The 19713-nt window shown below is 49.6% G+C and carries 15 protein-coding genes; 9 read left to right on the forward strand and 6 right to left on the reverse strand.

Annotation, left to right across the window (positions count from 1 at the left end; translation table 11 throughout):
• The first annotated feature begins 46 nt into the window (after positions 1 to 46).
• Positions 47 to 1273, forward strand: coding sequence for a methyltransferase (locus tag EHW58_RS03710; RefSeq protein ID WP_152794826.1), 1227 nt, complete (start codon positions 47 to 49; stop codon positions 1271 to 1273).
• A 112-nt stretch (positions 1274 to 1385) separates the two neighbouring features.
• Complete coding sequence (locus EHW58_RS03715; protein WP_152794828.1) at positions 1386 to 2111, forward strand: sulfite exporter TauE/SafE family protein; 726 nt, start codon at positions 1386 to 1388, stop codon at positions 2109 to 2111.
• A 73-nt stretch (positions 2112 to 2184) separates the two neighbouring features.
• Here the strand turns inward: EHW58_RS03715 and tyrP are convergent, their stop codons facing one another.
• Positions 2185 to 3357 (reverse strand): tyrosine transporter TyrP, encoded by a 1173-nt coding sequence (tyrP, locus tag EHW58_RS03720; RefSeq protein ID WP_046073504.1) that lies wholly within the window; start codon positions 3355 to 3357, stop codon positions 2185 to 2187.
• A 226-nt stretch (positions 3358 to 3583) separates the two neighbouring features.
• Here tyrP and EHW58_RS03725 point away from each other — a divergent pair, with 226 nt between their 5' ends.
• Entirely contained in the window at positions 3584 to 4837 is a 1254-nt protein-coding gene (locus EHW58_RS03725) for a CinA family nicotinamide mononucleotide deamidase-related protein (protein WP_370517141.1), read from the forward strand.
• Positions 4838 to 4873: 36 nt separating this feature from the next.
• Here the strand turns inward: EHW58_RS03725 and yfaE are convergent, their stop codons facing one another.
• The 5 genes from yfaE to ubiG form a co-directional block, all read right to left on the reverse strand.
• Entirely contained in the window at positions 4874 to 5164 is a 291-nt protein-coding gene (gene yfaE, locus EHW58_RS03730; protein ID WP_046073503.1) for a class I ribonucleotide reductase maintenance protein YfaE, read from the reverse strand.
• A complete protein-coding gene (nrdB, locus tag EHW58_RS03735; RefSeq protein ID WP_077579233.1) occupies positions 5161 to 6294 on the reverse strand; it encodes a class Ia ribonucleoside-diphosphate reductase subunit beta in 1134 nt (377 codons plus the stop codon). Before nrdB ends, yfaE begins: the two co-directional genes overlap by 4 nt.
• A gap of 52 nt (positions 6295 to 6346) precedes the next feature.
• A complete protein-coding gene (gene nrdA, locus EHW58_RS03740; protein ID WP_046073501.1) occupies positions 6347 to 8635 on the reverse strand; it encodes a class 1a ribonucleoside-diphosphate reductase subunit alpha in 2289 nt (762 codons plus the stop codon).
• 396 nt (positions 8636 to 9031) lie between these two features.
• Complete coding sequence (gene gph / locus EHW58_RS03745) at positions 9032 to 9688, reverse strand: phosphoglycolate phosphatase (RefSeq protein WP_077579235.1); 657 nt, start codon at positions 9686 to 9688, stop codon at positions 9032 to 9034.
• Positions 9689 to 9712: 24 nt separating this feature from the next.
• Positions 9713 to 10423 carry a bifunctional 2-polyprenyl-6-hydroxyphenol methylase/3-demethylubiquinol 3-O-methyltransferase UbiG gene (ubiG, locus tag EHW58_RS03750; RefSeq protein ID WP_152794830.1) on the reverse strand — a complete coding sequence of 237 codons (711 nt, stop codon included), beginning with the start codon at positions 10421 to 10423 and terminating at the stop codon, positions 9713 to 9715.
• A 630-nt stretch (positions 10424 to 11053) separates the two neighbouring features.
• On the opposite strand from ubiG, the gene gyrA reads away from it, so the two are divergent.
• The 6 genes from gyrA (at position 11054) to ihfB (ending at position 19514) form a co-directional block, all read left to right on the forward strand.
• Complete coding sequence (gyrA, locus tag EHW58_RS03755; RefSeq protein ID WP_152794832.1) at positions 11054 to 13729, forward strand: DNA topoisomerase (ATP-hydrolyzing) subunit A; 2676 nt, start codon at positions 11054 to 11056, stop codon at positions 13727 to 13729.
• A gap of 214 nt (positions 13730 to 13943) precedes the next feature.
• Positions 13944 to 15026: a 3-phosphoserine/phosphohydroxythreonine transaminase gene (gene serC / locus EHW58_RS03760; RefSeq protein ID WP_046073497.1), complete on the forward strand. Its 1083-nt coding sequence runs from the start codon at positions 13944 to 13946 to the stop codon at positions 15024 to 15026.
• A gap of 187 nt (positions 15027 to 15213) precedes the next feature.
• A complete protein-coding gene (gene aroA, locus EHW58_RS03765; protein WP_077579239.1) occupies positions 15214 to 16500 on the forward strand; it encodes a 3-phosphoshikimate 1-carboxyvinyltransferase in 1287 nt (428 codons plus the stop codon).
• Between the two features lie 200 nt (positions 16501 to 16700).
• On the forward strand, positions 16701 to 17384 hold the full coding sequence (cmk, locus tag EHW58_RS03770; protein ID WP_046073495.1) for a (d)CMP kinase: 684 nt from the start codon (positions 16701 to 16703) through the stop codon (positions 17382 to 17384).
• Between the two features lie 102 nt (positions 17385 to 17486).
• Positions 17487 to 19157 (forward strand): 30S ribosomal protein S1, encoded by a 1671-nt coding sequence (rpsA, locus tag EHW58_RS03775; RefSeq protein WP_046073837.1) that lies wholly within the window; start codon positions 17487 to 17489, stop codon positions 19155 to 19157.
• 72 nt (positions 19158 to 19229) lie between these two features.
• Positions 19230 to 19514, forward strand: a complete 285-nt coding sequence (ihfB, locus tag EHW58_RS03780; RefSeq protein WP_046073494.1) for an integration host factor subunit beta — start codon at positions 19230 to 19232, stop codon at positions 19512 to 19514.
• Positions 19515 to 19713: the final 199 nt, after the last annotated feature.

Consider the following 19713-nt stretch of genomic DNA (forward strand, 5'->3'; position numbering starts at 1 on the left):
AGCAGCCTTTTTTGATCACGCTTTTATTCAAGTCCTGATAGCAGCCATGTCTTCCGTCTCTTTTCAGCAACAGTTCACTCAATTAACCCAACTTCTTACCCAGTTTCAGTGGTTATGGCAACCGATGCCAATGGCACATAGATGTTTACCGTGGCAGGAAGAAGACGCATTGTGCGCTTGGCTAGCCAGCTTGGATTATTCCCAGATAACAGCACTCAAGGCAGCACCTGAAGCTGTGATTACCCAGTTGTCGAGCTGGTGGCCTGCGTTGGCGTCATTGACCGAACTGACTGCTGTACCGCAGGCGAGTACGACCAAGGTGGGTGTGGATCCGCGGTTGGCGGTAGGGGTTCCGGGAAGAAAGTGGGCGCAAATCGAGGCATACATCGGTGCGGTTCCCACTCACGGGGAGACGGTACGCTATCTCGAATGGTGTGCCGGAAAAGGGTATCTCGGGCGTGCCATCTCATCGGTGACCGATAAGCCGGTTGAGAGTATCGAATGGCAAAAAGCACTTTGTGATCAAGGACAAGCGTTTGCACAGCGCAACGCCCTCGCGATGCGATTTTATCCCTTAGATGCCATGGGCACGGAGGCTGCCGCTGTGATGGCCGGTTGTGATCACGGATTAGCGTTACATGCCTGCGGCGACTTGCATGTAACGCTCCTGCAAAAAGCAGTGACGTGTGGTATGCCGCGTCTATCCGTCTCTCCATGTTGCTATCAGCTGATTCGGGGGGAGATTTATCAGCCACTCTCGGATGTCGCCCAGAATACGGGAATGCGGCTGACAAAAGCTGACCTTAAACTTGCCGTCCAAGAATCGGTGACTGGCGGACAGCGAGTGCGTCGCCAACGGGAACAGGAAGTTATTTATCGCTTAGGCTTTGATGAATGGCAGCGAGACTGGCAAAACCAGGATCATTACTTGCCATTACCTGCACTGAAAAAATCACAACTTAGCCAAGGGTTTGCGGAATTCTGTCGTTGGGGTGCGGCACAAAAAGGGCTCTCGTTACCCGATGATTTCGATGTGGATGGCTACTTTCGCCGCGGGGAGGTGCGTTTTTCCATTCTCGAACAAATCAACGTCGTTAAGAGCGCTTTTCGCCGAGCAATGGAAATATGGCTGGTGTTGGACAGGGTGTTATATCTTGAGCAACACGGATACTCGGTGAGTCTGATGCAGTTTTGTGAGCGTGAATTGACGCCTCGCAATCTATTGATTCATGCTGAAATGATTAATGCGCCCAGCACACCAGCCCATCCCTGACGTGTTACGCGCGGTGAACAAGTGTCGATAAGATGATCAGCCGTAAAAGCTCGCTCAAGATTGAGTAAATCGTTACACTCTGGTTACCTATCTTTACCTGAAGTTACTTTTTATGCCTGATATCGGCGTTTCCATAGCGGTGGCCATGATCTTGGGTCTCGGCTGTTTTGTGCAAAGCTTGGTAGGCTTTGGTATGGCGATTGTGGCGGCACCACTATTGCTGATGATTGATCCCAAACTCGTCCCAACCACCATTTCTATGGTGGGACTGACATTGGCGAGCATTAATGCTTGGCAATATCGGCATCAACTCTCATTTCGTGATCTTAGTTGGGCTTACTTAGGCCGTGTGCCAGGTACTGCCGTGGCCGGAGGCGTGATGTTGGTCGTCACAACACAAATGCTGGAAATTATCATCGGGGCAGCCGTCTTAATCGCAGTATTGGCCAGTGTCATGCGCTTTGACATTGCCCCTAATCGACGAAACTTTTTTGTCGCCGGTTTTACCTCTGGGGTGATGGGCACGACGACGAGTATTGGTGGCCCGCCAATGGCCCTTGTACTGCAACACGCTGATGTCAATAAGATGCGCGCATGCCTGGCGGGGTACTTTGCGATCAGCTGCATCTTGTCTTTGATCGCCTTAAGCGCCACGGACTTTCTGACATGGTGGCACTTAAAGCAAGCGGCTTTTGCGGTGCCTGCTGTACTGGTGGCGACATGGCTTGCTTATCGGGTCGCACCAAAGGTGAAACCGCATCTCGTCCGTCGGGCAATGTTGCTACTCTGTACCTTAGCTGGGGTCAGCACGCTGGTACGCGGCTTGATGGGTGGATGAAACGCGTAAAACGCAATGACGCCCCAGAGTCAGTGGGGCGCCATTGAATCATTGGATACTTCGCGAACGATGATCAGCCTATAAACTGTGCCACCACAACGCTTATGCCTCCCACCATTGCCAAGCTAAGGCCAAGATTCCCACCAATCACCTGATAATGCTCATCCGTCGAGACGGTTTGACGTGCTTTACGCACCATCAGCACAGGTAGCACCACCGCAAGAATCACCAGAGCAATTGCCGCGTAACCTAACGCAGTGATAAACCCTTGAGGGTAGAAAAGTGCGAACACCAAAGGCGGTAAGTAAGTAATAGCGGCGGTTTGCAAGCGGCCACGCACACTGTCTTGGCGATTAAAGCTATCGGAAATAAAGTCAAATAATCCTAAGCTAACGCCGAGAAATGACGTGGCTAAGGCTAAATCAGCAAAAAGCGAAATACTGGAGGCGATATAATCTTGTTGCACCACCGATTGGATGATGGCAACGAACTGAGACAGTTCACCGTTTTGCACCAAGGTAGCTTGTGCCACTGTTCCTAAACTCGCGACTTGCCAAAAAATGTACAGTGCAAGTGGAAGAGTCGAGCCGACGATCATCACTTTACGTAGTGAAGGCAGATCTATCCCGACATAACGTACAATCGAGGGGATACTGCCGTGGAAGCCAAAAGAGGTGAAAATAACGGGCAGTGCAGCGACCAAGAGCCCTTTTTCGACTGGCATCTCTACGAGGTTAATACTGGAGACGTGTGGGGTGAGTAAGGTTAACGCTAAAATCAGGAATAAGACTTTAACAGTAAATAAACCACGGTTGATTAAATCCACTTTACTCGTACCCAGAGTCACCACTAAGCCAAATACGAGGGTGAACAACACTGCACCGGCTGCTGGCGGTAGCTCGATGGTTGACCATTGTGCCAGCTTCTCATTGAGCTGGCTCCCACCGCCCGCAATATAAGCAGCGCACAGAGAGTAAAATAAGAACAACATGGCGAATGAGGCAAGCCACTTGCCCTTATCCCCTAAAAACTGTTTGGCCAGACTGTGCAATGTGGCATCCGCGTCAGCGTACTGATGGACCTCTAGCATTAACAGCGCTGTGTAGGTCATCAGAGCCCACATCGCCCCCATTAATGCCATCGATGCCCCAAATCCAATACCAGCGGAGGCAAGTGGTAAAGCTAGCATGCCTGCGCCAATGGTTGTCCCTGCGATAATCAGCGAACTTCCTAGTACTTTATTCATATTATGTTTAACCAGTGTTAATAAAAAGTTAATTGTTGTGTTCGCACAAAAGATAACGTGAATTTATGCGCATTGTGCACTGTCTATGCAGATAAAAAAACGGATGCGTGTAATGCTAAAGGTACGTATAAGTAAAGTAAAGTGTACGGTTAGGATGGGGTAGTGAATCGAGCGGTCTAATGTCATAATCAAAGACGAATCACGGTGACCAATAAGGAGCGGCAGGGTGGAAAACCAACAACATCAAGCACCAATGTCACAAATCGCGATGCTTTCTACCGGAGAGGAAGTGTTGCTGGGAGATATCACGGATACCAATGCAGCATGGCTATCAAGGACATTATTTGAGAACGGGCTAACAATGTCTCGTCGCGTGACCATTGGAGATGACCTTGATGATATGGCGATCGAGCTGGTTCGATTATCACAGACAGAGCAAGTGGTCATTGTGAACGGAGGACTGGGACCGACCACAGACGATCTCACTACGGCAGCAATGGCATCGGCGATGGGGGTTGAGCTAACACTGAACGAAGCGTGGCTTGATGAGCTGAAACAGCGCTTTGAGCGACACGGCCGGCCGATGGCACAAAGCAACCTTAAGCAAGCGATGTTACCTGACGGTGCGCGCTTAATTGAGAACCCGAAAGGGACGGCGTGTGGTTTTCACTGTGAACTCAATGGATGTCATTTTTATTTTACACCTGGTGTGCCCTCTGAGTTTTTCGACATGGTTGAGCGCCAAATCCTTCCTGAGTTGTTACATGTTTACGCGGCAAAAGCGCGATCGTGTTACCGTTTGTTTACATTTGGCTTGTCAGAGTCCGGGATCAGTGACGTGATGGCATCATTAGTGCTTCCTGACGATGTGTCACTGGGATATCGCTCGAGTTTGCCTTTTATTGAGGTGAAGCTGTTTATTGATGCAGAGCATGATGAAAAAGACACCATACTTGAGGCGCTGCAACAGCGGCTCGCTGATTATGTGGTGTCATATAATGAGCCAATGGCTTCAGCATTAGCGTTTGATGTTAATCGTCACGGTATTGCGTTGAAAGTGGCTGAGCAGTTCACCGGTGGCTGGCTATCAAGCTTACTCAATGGGCAAGCGGCTTATTTGGTTGAACAAGGCTGGGTGATGTCGAACGCCCATGTGCCAGAGCAAGCGTTGGCCAATCCGTTAGCAGCCTCACTGGCGATGGCCAGTGCGACGATCAGCCCCGAGCAAAAGCAAATTGGCCTTGCCTGTGGTCCGGAACTTCACGGACAAATCTGTGTGGCTATCTCCACGCCCGAGGGTGAGTGGGGGCAGCGTTTAAGCTTTAAACGGCAACTGTCTCACGACGATGCGCGCTGCTACATCTCCACTGTATTGTTAGATATGTTAAGGCGTTATTTAAATGGATATACGGTGATTGCCGATTATGCCTCACTGACGCGACATGACGATATTTATATTGATGCAGACAGCATAGAATAGAAGGTCGGTAAGAGAAGGGAAGGCGAGGCGATTGTATTACGCCTCGTTAACTTGTTTCTTGATGTCAGCGGGTTGGTAGTCGAACGCAATGGACACATCAGTCTGCGGCGCACTTTGACAAGCGAGGATTTCGCCTGGCATCACAAAGGCCATGCTTTCTCCCTGCGTGACAGACCCTTGATTAAGCTTACAGCGGCATGCGCCACACATGCCATTTCGGCATTGATATTCAGGCTGAATACCGGCGTCTTCTAACTGCTCTAGCAAGTTTTGGTGGGTGTTGCCACCCACCGTTATGCCGTTCACTTCGATGGTGATGCGGGTCATAGTTCGAAGTCACCAAAGTCTTCGACGCTGACTTCGTTGTCGATCTGACCGACTAGGTATGAGCTAATTTCTGCTTCCTGTGGGGCCACCTGAACATTATCCGAGGACAGCCAAGCGTTAATCCAAGGAATGGGGTTTTGTGTCGCATTGTCATAGGCAGGCGCTAAACCCACGGCAGACATTCTTAGGTTGGTGATATATTCAACATACTGACACAAGATATCTTTGTTCAGGCCGATCATCGAGCCGTCACGGAACAAATACTCAGCCCAGTCTTTTTCTTGCTCAGCCGCTTTCTTGAACAGATCAAAACACTCTTGCTCGCATTCTTTGGCAATGTCGGCCATCTCAGGGTCGTCTTGACCGCTACGTAGAATGTTGAGCATGTGCTGCGTGCCAGTCAGATGCAAGGCTTCGTCACGGGCAATAAACTTGATGATCTTAGCATTACCTTCCATCAGTTCACGCTCGGCAAAGGCAAAGGAGCATGCAAAACTGACATAGAAGCGAATCGCTTCAAGCGCATTGACCGACATCAGGCACAAATACAGCTGGCGCTTCAGCGCGCGCAGGCTGACTGTGACTGTCTGGCCATTGATCGAATGCGTCCCTTCGCCAAGTTGGTGATAATAGTTACTCAGCTGAATAAGGTCATCATAATACTGGGCAATGTCTTCTGCGCGCTTTTGAATGTGCTCATTCATCACGATGTCATCAAACACAATCGCCGGATCAGCCACAATATTACGAATAATGTGGGTATAAGAGCGAGAATGAATGGTTTCAGAGAAGCTCCAGGTTTCAATCCAGGTTTCGAGTTCTGGAATAGAGACCAATGGGAGTAGCGCGACGTTAGGGCTGCGGCCTTGGATAGAGTCCAGCAACGTTTGATACTTCAAGTTACTGATGAAAATATGCTTTTCATGTTCAGGTAGCTTGTTGTAATCAATACGATCGCTCGATACGTCCACTTCTTCTGGGCGCCAAAAGAACGACAACTGCTTTTCGATCAGTTTTTCAAAAATTTCATATTTTTGCTGATCGTAGCGGGCAACATTAACGGACTGACCCAAGAACATGGGTTCTTTGAGCGGGTCATTGTTGATTTTAGAAAACGTACTGTAAGCCATGAATCTTATAAACCTCTAGAAAAGGGCCCAGAGGCCCTTTGCATGTCGTGTGTTAGATCTTACATGCACCGCCGGCACAATCGTCTTCAGCAGCTTGCGCCGCGGTTGATTCCGACTGACCATCGCTCGCGCCATCACGGGTGTTGTGGTAGTACAGGGTTTTAACCCCCAGTTTGTACGCGGTGAGCAAATCTTTAAGCAGCTGGTTCATAGGAACTTTACCGCTTGCATGTCGGCTCGGATCATAATTGGTGTTGGCAGAAATCGCTTGGTCGACGAATTTTTGCATGATACCGACTAGCTGTAAGTAGCCTTCATTGCTGCCAATGTTCCAGAGCAGTTCGTAATTATCTTTATACTTGTGATACTCAGGTACCACTTGTTTGAGAATGCCATCTTTTGAGGCTTTCACCGAGACAAAACCACGTGGTGGTTCAATGCCATTGGTGGCATTTGAAATTTGTGACGACGTTTCTGATGGCATCAAAGCGGTCAGTGTTGAGTTACGCAAACCATGGGTTTGGATATCCTTGCGCAAGGTTTCCCAATCCAAGTGTAACGGCTCATCACAAATCGCATCCAAGTCTTTCTTGTAGGTATCGATAGGAAGGATACCTTGCGAATAAGTGGTTTCGTTAAACGCAGGACACGCGCCTTTTTCTTTCGCCAGCTCCACGGATGCACGCAATAAGTGATATTGAATCGCTTCAAAGGTACGGTGCGTAAGGCCATTCGCACTGCCATCCGAATAACGTACACCGTGCTTGGCGAGGTGATAGGCAAAGTTAATCACACCCACACCGAGTGTACGGCGGTTCATGGTCGCTTTGCGCGCGGCAGGTAACGGATAATCTTGATAGTCCAATAACGCATCAAGCGCACGAATGGTCAAGTCGGCCAGTTCACCCAGCTCGTCGAGTGATTCAAGCGCACCCAGGTTAAAGGCGGATAGCGTACACAGTGCAATCTCACCGTTCTCATCTTCAACATTGTTCAGTGGCTTGGTCGGCAGCGCGATTTCTAAACACAGGTTCGACTGACGAATAGGTGCCACCGATGCATCAAACGGGCTATGGGTATTACAATGGTCAACGTTTTGAACGTAGATACGGCCTGTTGAGGCGCGCTCTTGCATCATCAGTGAGAACAGATCAACCGCTTTGACTGTTTCGCGCTGGATAGAGGCATCCGCTTCATATTGGGTATATAGACGCTCGAACTCGTCTTGGTCTTCGAAAAAGGCGTCGTATAAGCCAGGCACATCTGACGGAGAGAACAAGGAAATGTTGCCACCTTTAAGTAGGCGGGTATACATCAACTTATTGATTTGCACACCATAATCCATATGGCGTACACGGTTTTCTTCTACACCGCGGTTGTTTTTCAATACCAGCAGCGATTCCACTTCACGGTGCCAAATTGGATAGAATAAGGTTGCTGCGCCACCACGAACGCCGCCTTGCGAGCAGCATTTCACCGCCGTTTGGAAATATTTATAAAACGGGATACAGCCAGTGTGGAAGGCTTCGCCACCTCGGATAGGGCTACCCAACGCGCGAATACGGCCCGCGTTAATACCTATACCTGCGCGTTGTGATACATAGCGAACAATCGCGCTGGATGTGGCATTAATAGAGTCCAAGCTATCGTCACACTCAATCAATACGCAAGAGCTAAATTGACGTGTAGGCGTACGTACGCCGGACATGATAGGCGTTGGCAGTGAGATCTTAAACTGCGAGGCAGCATCATAAAAACGACGAATGTAGTCCAAACGCGTTTCTTTAGGGTATGACGCAAACAGGCAGGCAGCGACCATCATGTACAAAAACTGTGCGCTTTCGTAAATCTCACCGGTGACACGGTTTTGCACCAGGTATTTACCTTCCAGCTGCTTCACCGCGGCGTATGAGAAGTTCATATCGCGCCAGTGATCGAGGTAACTGTCTAGGGTATCGAGCTCCTCTTCGCTGTAATCTTCCAAGATATGCTTATCATACTTGCCTTTCTCGACCATGTTTTTGACATGATCAACCAGCTTAGGTGGCTCGAACTGGCCATAGGCTTTTTTACGTAAGTGGAAGACGGCCAAACGCGCCGCAAGATATTGATAATCTGGGCTTTCTTCGGAGATTAGATCGGCAGCGGCTTTGATGATTGTCTCGTGAATATCTTCCGTGCGCATGCCATCGTAAAACTGGATGTGAGAGCGCATCTCAACCAGAGAAACAGAAACGTTTGAGAGGCCTTCGGCAGCCCAAGTCACTACGCGATGGATTTTATCGAGGTTTAAGTTTTCTTTGCGTCCATCACGCTTTAATACGGTAATTTCTTGGTTCATTTGTATGCTTTCCCAATATTCCCTTGCCAAACTGCTCTTTTTCGCAAGTTTTTATAAAATGCTGATGATTTTTTGGTCGGCCTCTATGCGGACATCTCGTCGCTCATACACTATATATAGGGGGCGATGTCCGAGTCGGTTACAAGATAGTGATATAACCTGCTTTTTGCAAGCCAGTCTTTGTTAGGGTGGGTGTGGATATCTTGGGGATGTTATATCTAAAGTTAGTAATCACCAACCTAGTGACGCAAGGCCGACAAGATTAGTGAGAATTTCAATCACTGAAAGGCAAAAATTGGTAATAAAAAAAATTTATTTTGGTTGATCTTAGCGATGATCAGTGATCGTTTTTAACTGATTGAAAAGACAGCAAACCCCACAAAATGTGGGGTGTGACTAGGATCCAAGAATGGCGCTAAGTTGATCAGGCTTGGCGAAAATATGATCTGCTTTCCAATTATGAACTAAGGCTTGATCACCGGTGTAACCCCATCCTGCGACGGCTGCGCCCATATTCGCCGCGCGCGCCGCTAATATATCGTTTTCAATGTCTCCGACATACAGCCCTTGTTGTGGCACACAATTGAGGCTTTTGGCTGCTTCAAGCAAAGGCATAGGGTGCGGTTTGGCATGAGCATAGGTATCGGCGCCAACGATGACTTTGGCCTTTTGCAGGCGTGGGAAGAAGGCGAGTAACTGATGCGTGAGCCCTTCGGGCTTATTCGTCACAATGCCCCAAGGGATACGTAACTGATCCAGCTTATCGAGCAGGGTGTCTATGCCAGCGTAAAGCTGGGTGCCATGACATATCGCGTCCCCATAGTGATGAAGAAAACGCGCACGGAGGGCAACAGGGTCTTGATATTGTGCTTGTTCGCCAAACCCAGCACTTAACAGGCCGCGCGCACCGAAACTTGTATGGGTATAAATTTGCTCGCGTGTTAAAGGAGGCAAGTCAAACTCGGCGAGGACGCGGTTAGCGGCCTCACCCATGTCGGGGGCGGTGTCAAGCAAGGTGCCATCTAAATCAAAGAGAATGGTCGATGGGATCATGCTGGCGAGCTCCTTATCAGTCGGCTAGGGCGCGACGGTGTGAACGAGATAATTCACATCGACATTGGCGTTGGAAAGTTTGTAGGTATCAAACACCGGGTTGTAATGCAGCCCTGTCATGTCTTTGGCCGTTAGCGGGGTGTTATCAATCATGTTCATCAGCTCTGAGGGGCGAATAAACTTATGGTGCTCATGGGTGCCTTTGGGAACCAATTTAAGCACATGCTCCGCGCCGACGATCGCGAACAGCCAAGATTTGGCATTGCGACTCAGTGTCGAGAAAAAGACATGACCACCGGGTTTTACCATCTGTGCACAGGCTTGAATCACGGAGGCGGGTTCAGGCACGTGTTCGAGCATTTCCATACAAGTGACAACGTCGTATTGCTGCGCATAGCTGCTGGCATGTTCTTCCGCGGTTGATTGGATGTAGTGCACATCGACTCCGGCTTCGAGGGCATGCAGCCGCGCGACGGTGAGAGGCTCTTTTCCCATGTCCAGTCCTGTCACTTCCGCTCCTTCCTGCGCCATGCTTTCAGCTAAGATGCCGCCGCCGCATCCGACATCAAGTACTTTTTTGCCGAATAATCCGCCCGCTTTATCCAAGACATAATCGAGGCGTAATGGGTTGATTTGATGCAAAGGTTTAAATTCACCCTCTAAATCCCACCAACGCGAGGCCATATCCTCGAATTTTTGAATTTCTGCCGGATCGACATTGGGTACTTGGCTCATAACTGCAGCTTCCTTATCGGTTTTGCTGCATTATAACGAAATCCAACGCGATAAAAAGAAGCCGTGCTTCTCGCGGGACCGGTGGGTGTCGTGAATAGGGATCGGCGACGCTGAGTGGGAGGTAACATGTAGAGATAAAGAAATAGCACGACGGCCAGCCACCGCCGTGCAGAAGGGAGCGGCGTTACGCCGCGGTTAAGATGGCGCTGGTCGCTATTATTCCAGCCAAAAGGTATTTGCCTGCGATTAGGCAGGCACCAATCGCGTTAACGATACGAGTGAGCATCATGCCTCCTCTTTAGTATCAAGTTGACCAACGTTAGGTCGGTCAGGCATGTCACTTCTAAGTATGGTTGATAGTTCGGCCCCTGCTAAAAAAGTGATCTTGTGCTCAAGTTAAGCTAATTATTCCTTTTTCGCGCTCAGACACCTTGTGGGCTTTCCTAGTAAAAAAACCATAGTTAGCTACGCAAGTGGTGGCTTTTTGTCCGTGTAGACGCGTTCAGAGCGCCTGCTAACGAGATCCGTGATACATCTTAGCCATATTCGCGTGTCTCCAAAGAGGGTTTGTGTTATTCTCCGTGGTCACGTATTTGAATACGCAAACATTATTTGAGGGATGTTGGCTCCATGAGCGATCTTGCTAAAGAGATCACGCCAGTCAATATCGAAGAGGAGCTAAAAAGCTCGTATCTCGACTATGCAATGTCCGTCATTGTTGGCCGAGCTCTTCCTGACGTGCGTGATGGCCTAAAGCCAGTACACCGCCGCGTATTATTCGCGATGAACGTACTTGGTAACGACTGGAACAAGCCATATAAGAAATCGGCCCGTGTGGTCGGCGATGTAATCGGTAAATATCACCCGCATGGTGATAGTGCGGTATACGATACGATTGTGCGCATGGCGCAACCGTTCTCACTGCGCTACATGTTGGTAGATGGCCAAGGCAACTTCGGCTCCATCGACGGTGATTCAGCAGCCGCAATGCGTTATACCGAAGTGCGCATGGCGAAAATTGCCCATGAGCTGCTTGCCGATCTCGATAAAGAAACCGTGGATTATGTGCCGAACTATGATGGTACTGAGCAAATCCCGGACGTATTGCCAACGCGTGTCCCCAACCTGCTGGTTAACGGCGGCTCCGGGATTGCGGTCGGGATGGCAACCAACATCCCACCTCACAACCTTACTGAAGTTGTTAACGGATGTCTGGCGTATATCGATAATGAAGATATCACTATTGATGAGCTGATGGAGCACATTCCAGGCCCAGACTTCCCGACAGCGGCAATGATTAATGGTCGCAAAGGGATTGAAGACGCGTATAAAACAGGGCGTGGAAAAATCTACTTGCGTGCCAAGGCGGATATCGAAACCGACAAAAATGGTAAAGAGACCATTGTTGTCAATGAAATCCCCTATCAAGTCAACAAAGCGCGTTTGATTGAAAAGATTGCCGAGCTGGTTAAAGACAAGAAAATTGATGGCATTTCCGCGCTACGCGATGAGTCTGATAAAGACGGCATGCGGATTGTTATTGAGTGTCGACGTGATGCGGTGGCTGAGGTAGTACTTAATAACCTCTATGCGCAAACCCAATTACAGACGTCATTCGGCATTAATATGGTGGCGCTGGATAATAACCAGCCGAAGCTCTTTAACCTAAAAGGGATGCTTGAGTGCTTTGTTAACCACCGCCGTGAAGTGGTCACACGTCGCACGGTCTATGAATTACGCAAAGCCCGTGACCGTGCCCATATCTTGGAAGGCTTGGCGGTTGCACTGGCGAACATCGACGAAGTCATTGAGCTTATTCGTCAAGCCCCTACGCCTGCGGTAGCCAAACAAGAGCTACAAGATCAAGGATGGGGACTCGGTGGCGTGTCTGCCATGTTGGAAGCTGTGGGTGGCGAAAACGCGCGTCCTGAATGGTTGGCGCCAGAATTTGGTGCCCGTGATGATGGCTCTTACTACCTCACTGAACAACAAGCACAGGCGATTCTGGATTTACGTTTGCACAAGCTCACCGGGCTTGAGCACGAAAAAATCCTGGACGAGTATAAAGGCCTGCTCGAGCAAATTGCGGAGCTGCTGCATATCTTGGCCAGTACCGAGCGCTTGATGGAAGTGATCCGCGAAGAGCTCGAAGCCGTCCGTGATGGTTTTGGCGATAAACGCCTCACCGAAATTACTGCCGCGAGTGCAGACATTGATATTGAAGATCTTATCAATGAAGAAGACGTAGTAGTGACCTGGTCACACGATGGTTACGTTAAGTATCAGGTTCTGAGCGATTATGAAGCGCAGCGCCGTGGCGGTAAGGGGAAATCAGCGACGCGAATGAAGGATGAAGACTTCATTGAGCGACTGCTGGTTGCTAATACCCATGACACAATACTGTGCTTCTCGACGCGCGGGCGTATGTACTGGCTGAAAGTCTATCAGCTGCCGCATGCATCGCGTAATGCGCGCGGTAAGCCAATTGTGAATCTACTCCCGCTGGAAGAAGATGAGCGTATTACCGCGATCCTGCCAGTGCGTGAGTATGAAGAAGACAAATACGTCTTTATGGCCACAGCTCATGGTACCGTGAAGAAAACACCACTGACTGACTTTAGCCGTCCACGTAGCGCCGGGATCATTGCAGTGAACTTGCGTGAGGGCGATAGCCTGATTGGGGCCCAGCTCACTGATGATAGCAGTGAAGTCATGCTGTTCTCGCAATTCGGTAAAGTAGTGCGCTTCCTCGCATCGAATGACACCGTTCGCGCGATGGGTCGTACCGCCGCGGGGGTACGAGGCATTCAATTGGCTGAAAACGATCAGGTCGTCTCTTTGATTGTGCCGCAAGAGAATGCGGAAATCTTGACCGTGACCGAGAACGGCTTTGGTAAACGTACAGCGTTGGCAGAATACCCAACCAAGAGTCGTGCGACCAAAGGGGTGGTTTCGATCAAAGTCTCTGAGCGTAATGGCGACGTTGTCAGTGCCATCCAAGTCTGTGAAGGCGATGAGCTGATGATGATCACTAATGCGGGGACCTTAGTCCGTACTCGCGCAGAAGAGGTGAGTCAAGTGGGGCGTAACACCCAAGGTGTACGCTTGATTCGCGTCAGTGATGACGAGAAAGTGGTGGGCCTACAGCGCATCGAAGAGCCAGACGAAGATGAGATGGAAGCCTTGGCCAATGAAGCCGGCACAACCACTCAGTCGGACGGCAGCGAGGCATCAGTGCCTACCGATGATGATCAACGCGATGATAACGATCAGTCGCCCGCGTCTGATGATGATCAAAACGCGTAAGTCGTCGCTTAGATAACGTCTTAAGGGTGCAGTGAACTGCACCCTTTTTTATTGCCTATTGACAGGAGAGCATGGAAATTGTGATCGAATCTGCGTTGGCGCTTTCAAATTGCGCACGAAACGTGTTAAATCAATCACACACCATTTAAAACAGAGTCAATCCTTGTAGGCCTCCTGGCCACAAGTGATGAATAAGCAGGAGCCCCTCCCCAACATGGATAAGGTATATAATTTCTCCGCAGGCCCCGCGATGTTGCCGCGTGAAGTGATGCTAAAAGCACAAAAAGAATTGATGAACTGGCAAGACCTTGGTACCTCGGTCATGGAAGTGTCGCATCGCAGCAAAGCATTCTTAAACGTTGCTCGTCAGTCAGAGCAAGATTTGCGCGAACTCCTAGTGATTCCTGACAACTACCATATTCTATTTTGCCAAGGGGGCGCGCGTGCACAGTTTGCCGCGGTGCCCATGAATCTCATGGGGAACCACACCATCGCAGACTATGTCGATGGCGGTTACTGGGCAGAAAGTGCGGTCAAAGAGGCCAAGCGCTATTGTACGCCCAACGTTATCAATGTTCGCCGCGAGCGAGAGGGGAAACGTGCAATCTCGCCGGCGAAAGACTGGCTACTGAGTGATGATGCAGCCTATGTCCATTTCTGCCCTAACGAAACCATTGATGGCATTGAAATTAATGATTTGCCTGAGACCAATAAACCCATTGTTGCCGATATGTCATCGACCATCTTGTCGCGTCCGATTGACGTATCTAAATATGGGGTGATCTACGCCGGTGCGCAAAAGAACATTGGCCCTGCAGGGCTGACCCTGGTGATTGTACGTGACGACTTATTGGGACTGGCGCGAGATGTACTTCCTAGTGTGCTTAATTACAAGGTCTTGGTAGAGAAAGACTCGATGTTCAACACGCCGCCGACCTTTGCCTGGTATCTGGCCGCCGAAGTCTTTAAATGGCTGAAAAAACAAGGCGGGATTGAAGCCGTTTATGCACGCAATCAACAAAAAGCAGCCTTGCTTTACCAAGCTATTGATCAATCGAGCTTATATCGTAATGACATTCACCAAGACAATCGTTCCTTGATGAATGTGCCGTTTCAGTTGGCGAACAGCGACCTGGATGAGACTTTCCTCGCTGAAGCAACGGAACAAGGCTTACATGCGCTGAAAGGCCACCGAGATGTGGGTGGCATGCGAGCCTCTATCTATAACGCCATGCCCCTTGAAGGGGTGCAAGCGTTGGTCGACTTTATGGCCAAGTTCGAGAAAAAATATGGCTAATGACAGACGGTAGCGATGGCTGCGTCTTTTAACGGTGTTAAGTAGAAAACCGTGTGAAAAACGAGCCGCTTCCTTGTTAGAGGCGGCTTTTGCTTTCTCTTCACTGAAGGTGATAAAAATAATAATTGTGAGACTGTCGGTATTTTGGTTACTCTGGGGGCACTAAGCATCACGGATATAAACCAGAATGGAGCAACTGACACTTTCCCCGATTTCTTATGTCAACGGCCAGATTAACCTTCCCGGCTCAAAAAGCGTGTCGAATCGCGCATTACTCCTTGCCGCTCTAGCCTCAGGCACCACCCGACTAACCAACTTACTGGATAGTGACGATGTACGTCATATGCTCAATGCGTTTACCGCGTTGGGAGTAGAGTATCAATTGTCCAGCGATCGCACCGAATGTGTGGTACAAGGGCTGGGACAACCGTTTCATCTCGCCGAGCCAACCACGCTGTTTCTCGGCAATGCGGGAACGGCGATGCGCCCTTTGACGGCGGCACTATGCTTGGGAGAGGGTGACGTCACCCTGACGGGTGAACCACGAATGAAAGAGCGTCCTATTGGCCACCTTGTTGACGCCCTGAATGCGATTGGTGCTGATATCCAGTATCTTGAAACTGAGGGCTATCCGCCACTACGTATCCAAGGCACTGGCCTGGCAGGTGGCGATGTGAGTATCGATGGTAGTATCTCGAGTCAGTTTCTCACCGCACTACTGATGGCCGCGCCGTTTGCTGAGCAAGAGACCCGGATCACCATTAAAGGGGAGCTTGTCTCTAAGCCTTATATTGATATTACCTTGGCAATCATGGCGCAGTTTGGTGTTGAGGTACAAAATGATAACTACCAAGCGTTTGTGATCCCAGCTGGACAGCGTTATCAATCACCAGGTCACTTTATGGTGGAAGGTGATGCCTCATCCGCTTCTTACTTCCTCGCGGCGGCCGCGATTAAGGGCGGTGAAGTCAAAGTGACGGGCATCGGGCGTCATAGTGTGCAAGGTGATATCCAGTTTGCCGACGCACTCGCGGCGATGGGCGCCGAGATTGAGTGGGGAGAGGATTATGTTCTCGCCCGTGGAAAGACGCTTAAAGGCGTCGACATGGACTTTAATCATATTCCTGATGCAGCGATGACCATTGGCGTCGCGGCCTTGTTTGCAGAAGGGCCGACATGGATTCGCAACGTGTACAATTGGCGTGTTAAAGAAACCGATCGCTTATATGCCATGGCTACCGAGCTGAAAAAAGTGGGCGCTGTGGTTGAAGAGGGCGAAGACTATCTATACGTCGAGCCACCAAAGCAGTTACACCACGCGGCCATCGATACCTATGACGATCATCGGATAGCGATGTGCTTCTCGTTGGTCGCATTGAGTGATACGCCCGTCACTATTAATGACCCGGGCTGTACGTCAAAAACCTTCCCTGATTATTTCGAGAAGCTCGCGGCAATCAGCACCACGAAATAACCATGCTGCAACACATTGCTGCTGATATCCACGCAGCAGCAATGATTTCCAGCCGGATTTCTTCTATACTATGCGCCGATTTATCGATGTGCTTGTTGGGCAAACAGTGTGTTTGTCGCGTCACGGTATGGCAGGCGTCAAACCCATTTAACGCCTCAAGCGAAGCGAATCGAGTAAAGTTGACGAACGTGGAGAGATTTATGCCGACACAGGCGCCTGTGATTACAGTAGATGGACCGAGTGGTGCAGGAAAAGGAACCTTATGTATGCGGTTGGCGGAGACACTAGGCTGGCATTTGCTAGACTCTGGTGCCATCTACCGTGTTTTGGCATTAGCGGCAATTCATCATGACGTGGATACCTCATCGGAAGACGCCTTGGTACCGCTGGCTGCGAACCTAGACGTTCAATTTATTGCCGAAGGTGATCTGGTGAAGGTGATTCTCGAAGGGGAAGACGTATCGGGCACCTTACGCACAGAGCAGGTGGGTAATCAAGCGTCGAAAGTCGCTGCACTCCCGCGCGTTCGCGAGGCATTGTTGCGTCGTCAACGTGCGTTTGTCGGCGAGCCAGGTTTGATTGCTGATGGCCGTGATATGGGTACCGTAGTGTTCCCGCAAGCGGAGGCGAAAATCTTCCTTGATGCTAGCGCAGAAGAACGCGCACGCCGGCGCCAGCATCAGTTGCAAGGCAAGGGGGTTAATGTTACCTTTGACCGCCTTTTAAGCGAAATTCAAGAGCGTGATGATCGTGACCGCAATCGAGCGGTGGCACCATTGCGCCCCGCGTCAGATGCATTAGTGCTAGACTCAACGTCGTTATCAATCGACGAAGTGATTGCACAAGCACTGGCGTTTATTGAAAGCAAATTATCGGCTGCATAAGCAGTCTATAACCGTTAGCTGCAAGGATGATAGCTAACATATTTAACAACCCCATGCGGTAGGATACCCGTGGACGTTTATCAAATTGAAGATTTAAATATAATGACTGAATCTTTTGCTCAACTCTTTGAAGAGTCTCTAAAAGAAATCGAAACTCGCCCAGGTTCTATTGTTAAGGGTACTGTTGTTGCTATCGAGAACGGTTTCGTTCTGGTTGACGCAGGCCTGAAATCTGAATCGTCTATTCCAGCTGACCAATTCAAGAACGCTGCTGGCGAACTTGAAATTGAAATCGGCGGTGAAGTCGATGTAGCCCTGGACGCAGTGGAAGATGGTTTCGGTGAAACTCAGCTTTCTCGTGAGAAAGCGAAGCGTCACGAAGCTTGGATCCAGCTAGAGAAAGCGTACGAAGAAGCTGAAACCGTTAACGGTGTTATTAACGGTAAAGTGAAAGGTGGTTTCACCGTAGAACTGAACGGCATCCGTGCGTTCCTACCGGGTTCACTGGTTGACGTTCGTCCAGTACGTGACACTTCTCACCTGGAAGGCAAAGAGCTCGAGTTCAAAGTAATCAAGCTTGACCAGAAGCGCAACAACGTTGTGGTTTCTCGTCGTGCGGTTATCGAGTCAGAAAACAGCGTTGAGCGTGACGAGCTGCTAGCTTCTCTGCAAGAAGGCATGGAAGTTAAAGGTATCGTTAAGAACCTGACTGACTACGGTGCGTTCGTTGATCTTGGCGGCGTTGACGGCCTGCTTCACATCACTGACATGGCGTGGAAGCGCGTTAAGCACCCATCAGAAATCGTTAATGTTGGTGACGAAATCAACGTTAAGGTTCTGAAGTTTGACCGTGAGCGTACTCGCGTATCACTCGGCCTGAAACAACTGGGTGAAGATCCATGGGTAGCTATTGCTAACCGTTACCCAGAAGGTCACAAGCTGACTGGTCGCGTAACTAACCTAACTGACTACGGCTGCTTCGTTGAAATCGAAGAAGGCGTTGAAGGTCTGGTACACGTGTCTGAAATGGACTGGACCAACAAGAACATCCACCCATCTAAAGTGGTTAACGTGGGTGACGAAGTTGAAGTCATGGTTCTGGACATCGACGAAGAGCGTCGTCGCATCAGCCTTGGTCTGAAACAGTGTAAAGCCAACCCATGGCAGCAATTCGCTGAAACTCAGAACAAAGGCGACCGTGTTACTGGTAAGATCAAGTCAATCACTGACTTCGGTATCTTTATCGGTCTAGACGGCGGCATCGACGGTCTGGTTCACTTGTCTGACATTTCTTGGAACGTGGCTGGCGAAGAAGCCGTTCGCGAATACAAGAAAGGCGACGAGATCTCAGCAGTGGTTCTTCAGGTTGACGCAGAGCGTGAGCGCATCTCACTTGGCATCAAGCAGATGGAAGAAGACCCATTCAACAACTACCTGGCAGCTAACAAGAAAGGTGCTATCGTTAACGGTACGGTAACGGCTGTTGACGCGAAAGGCGCAACGGTTGAGCTAGCCGACGGTGTTGAAGGTTATCTGCGTGCTTCTGAAGCTGCGCGTGACCGTGTTGAAGACGCGACTCAAGTGCTTTCAGTTGGCGACAGTGTTGAAGCGAAGTTCACTGGTGTTGACCGTAAGAACCGCGTGCTAAACCTGTCTGTTCGTCTGAAAGACGAAGCTGATGAGCAAGAAGCGATGGCTAGCCTGAACAAATCTGATGAAGGCGCTATCGGTAATGCTATGGCTGACGCGTTTAAAGCAGCGAAGAGCGAATAATGTATAAGTTGAGGGGGAAATTTTCCCCCTCTGCATTTATACTGTTGAGAAACATACTAAAGCGGGGTGTCTATGACCAAATCTGAGTTAATTGAAAGGCTCTGTAGTCAGCAAGCCCATCTGTCTGCTAAGCAGGTAGAGGATGCTATCAAGGAAATCCTTGAGCATATGGCGACCACACTTGAAAGCGGTGATCGGATCGAAATCCGTGGTTTTGGTAGTTTCTCACTACATTATCGCGCGCCTCGCGTGGGGCGTAACCCGAAAACAGGGGAAAAAGTTGAGCTTGACGGTAAATACGTCCCTCACTTCAAACCTGGTAAGGAACTTCGTGATCGCGTTAACATCTATGGTTAAGCGATAGACGCTGAAAAAAACGGCATGCTGTAGGTATGCCGTTTTTTTATGTCTATCGATCATAGCTTGCGTGGCGAATTTCCTGCATAATCATACCTTCTGTGTAAGATCTTGTACCCACAACTAAAACCTTGTCGCTTGCCATCATGCGAGTGGATAGCACGGGCCAAGGGTGCATTAGTAACGTTTTCTTGTATCA

The sequence above is a fragment of the Salinivibrio sp. VYel1 genome (assembly GCF_009377945.1).
Lineage (GTDB): Bacteria > Pseudomonadota > Gammaproteobacteria > Enterobacterales > Vibrionaceae > Salinivibrio > Salinivibrio siamensis.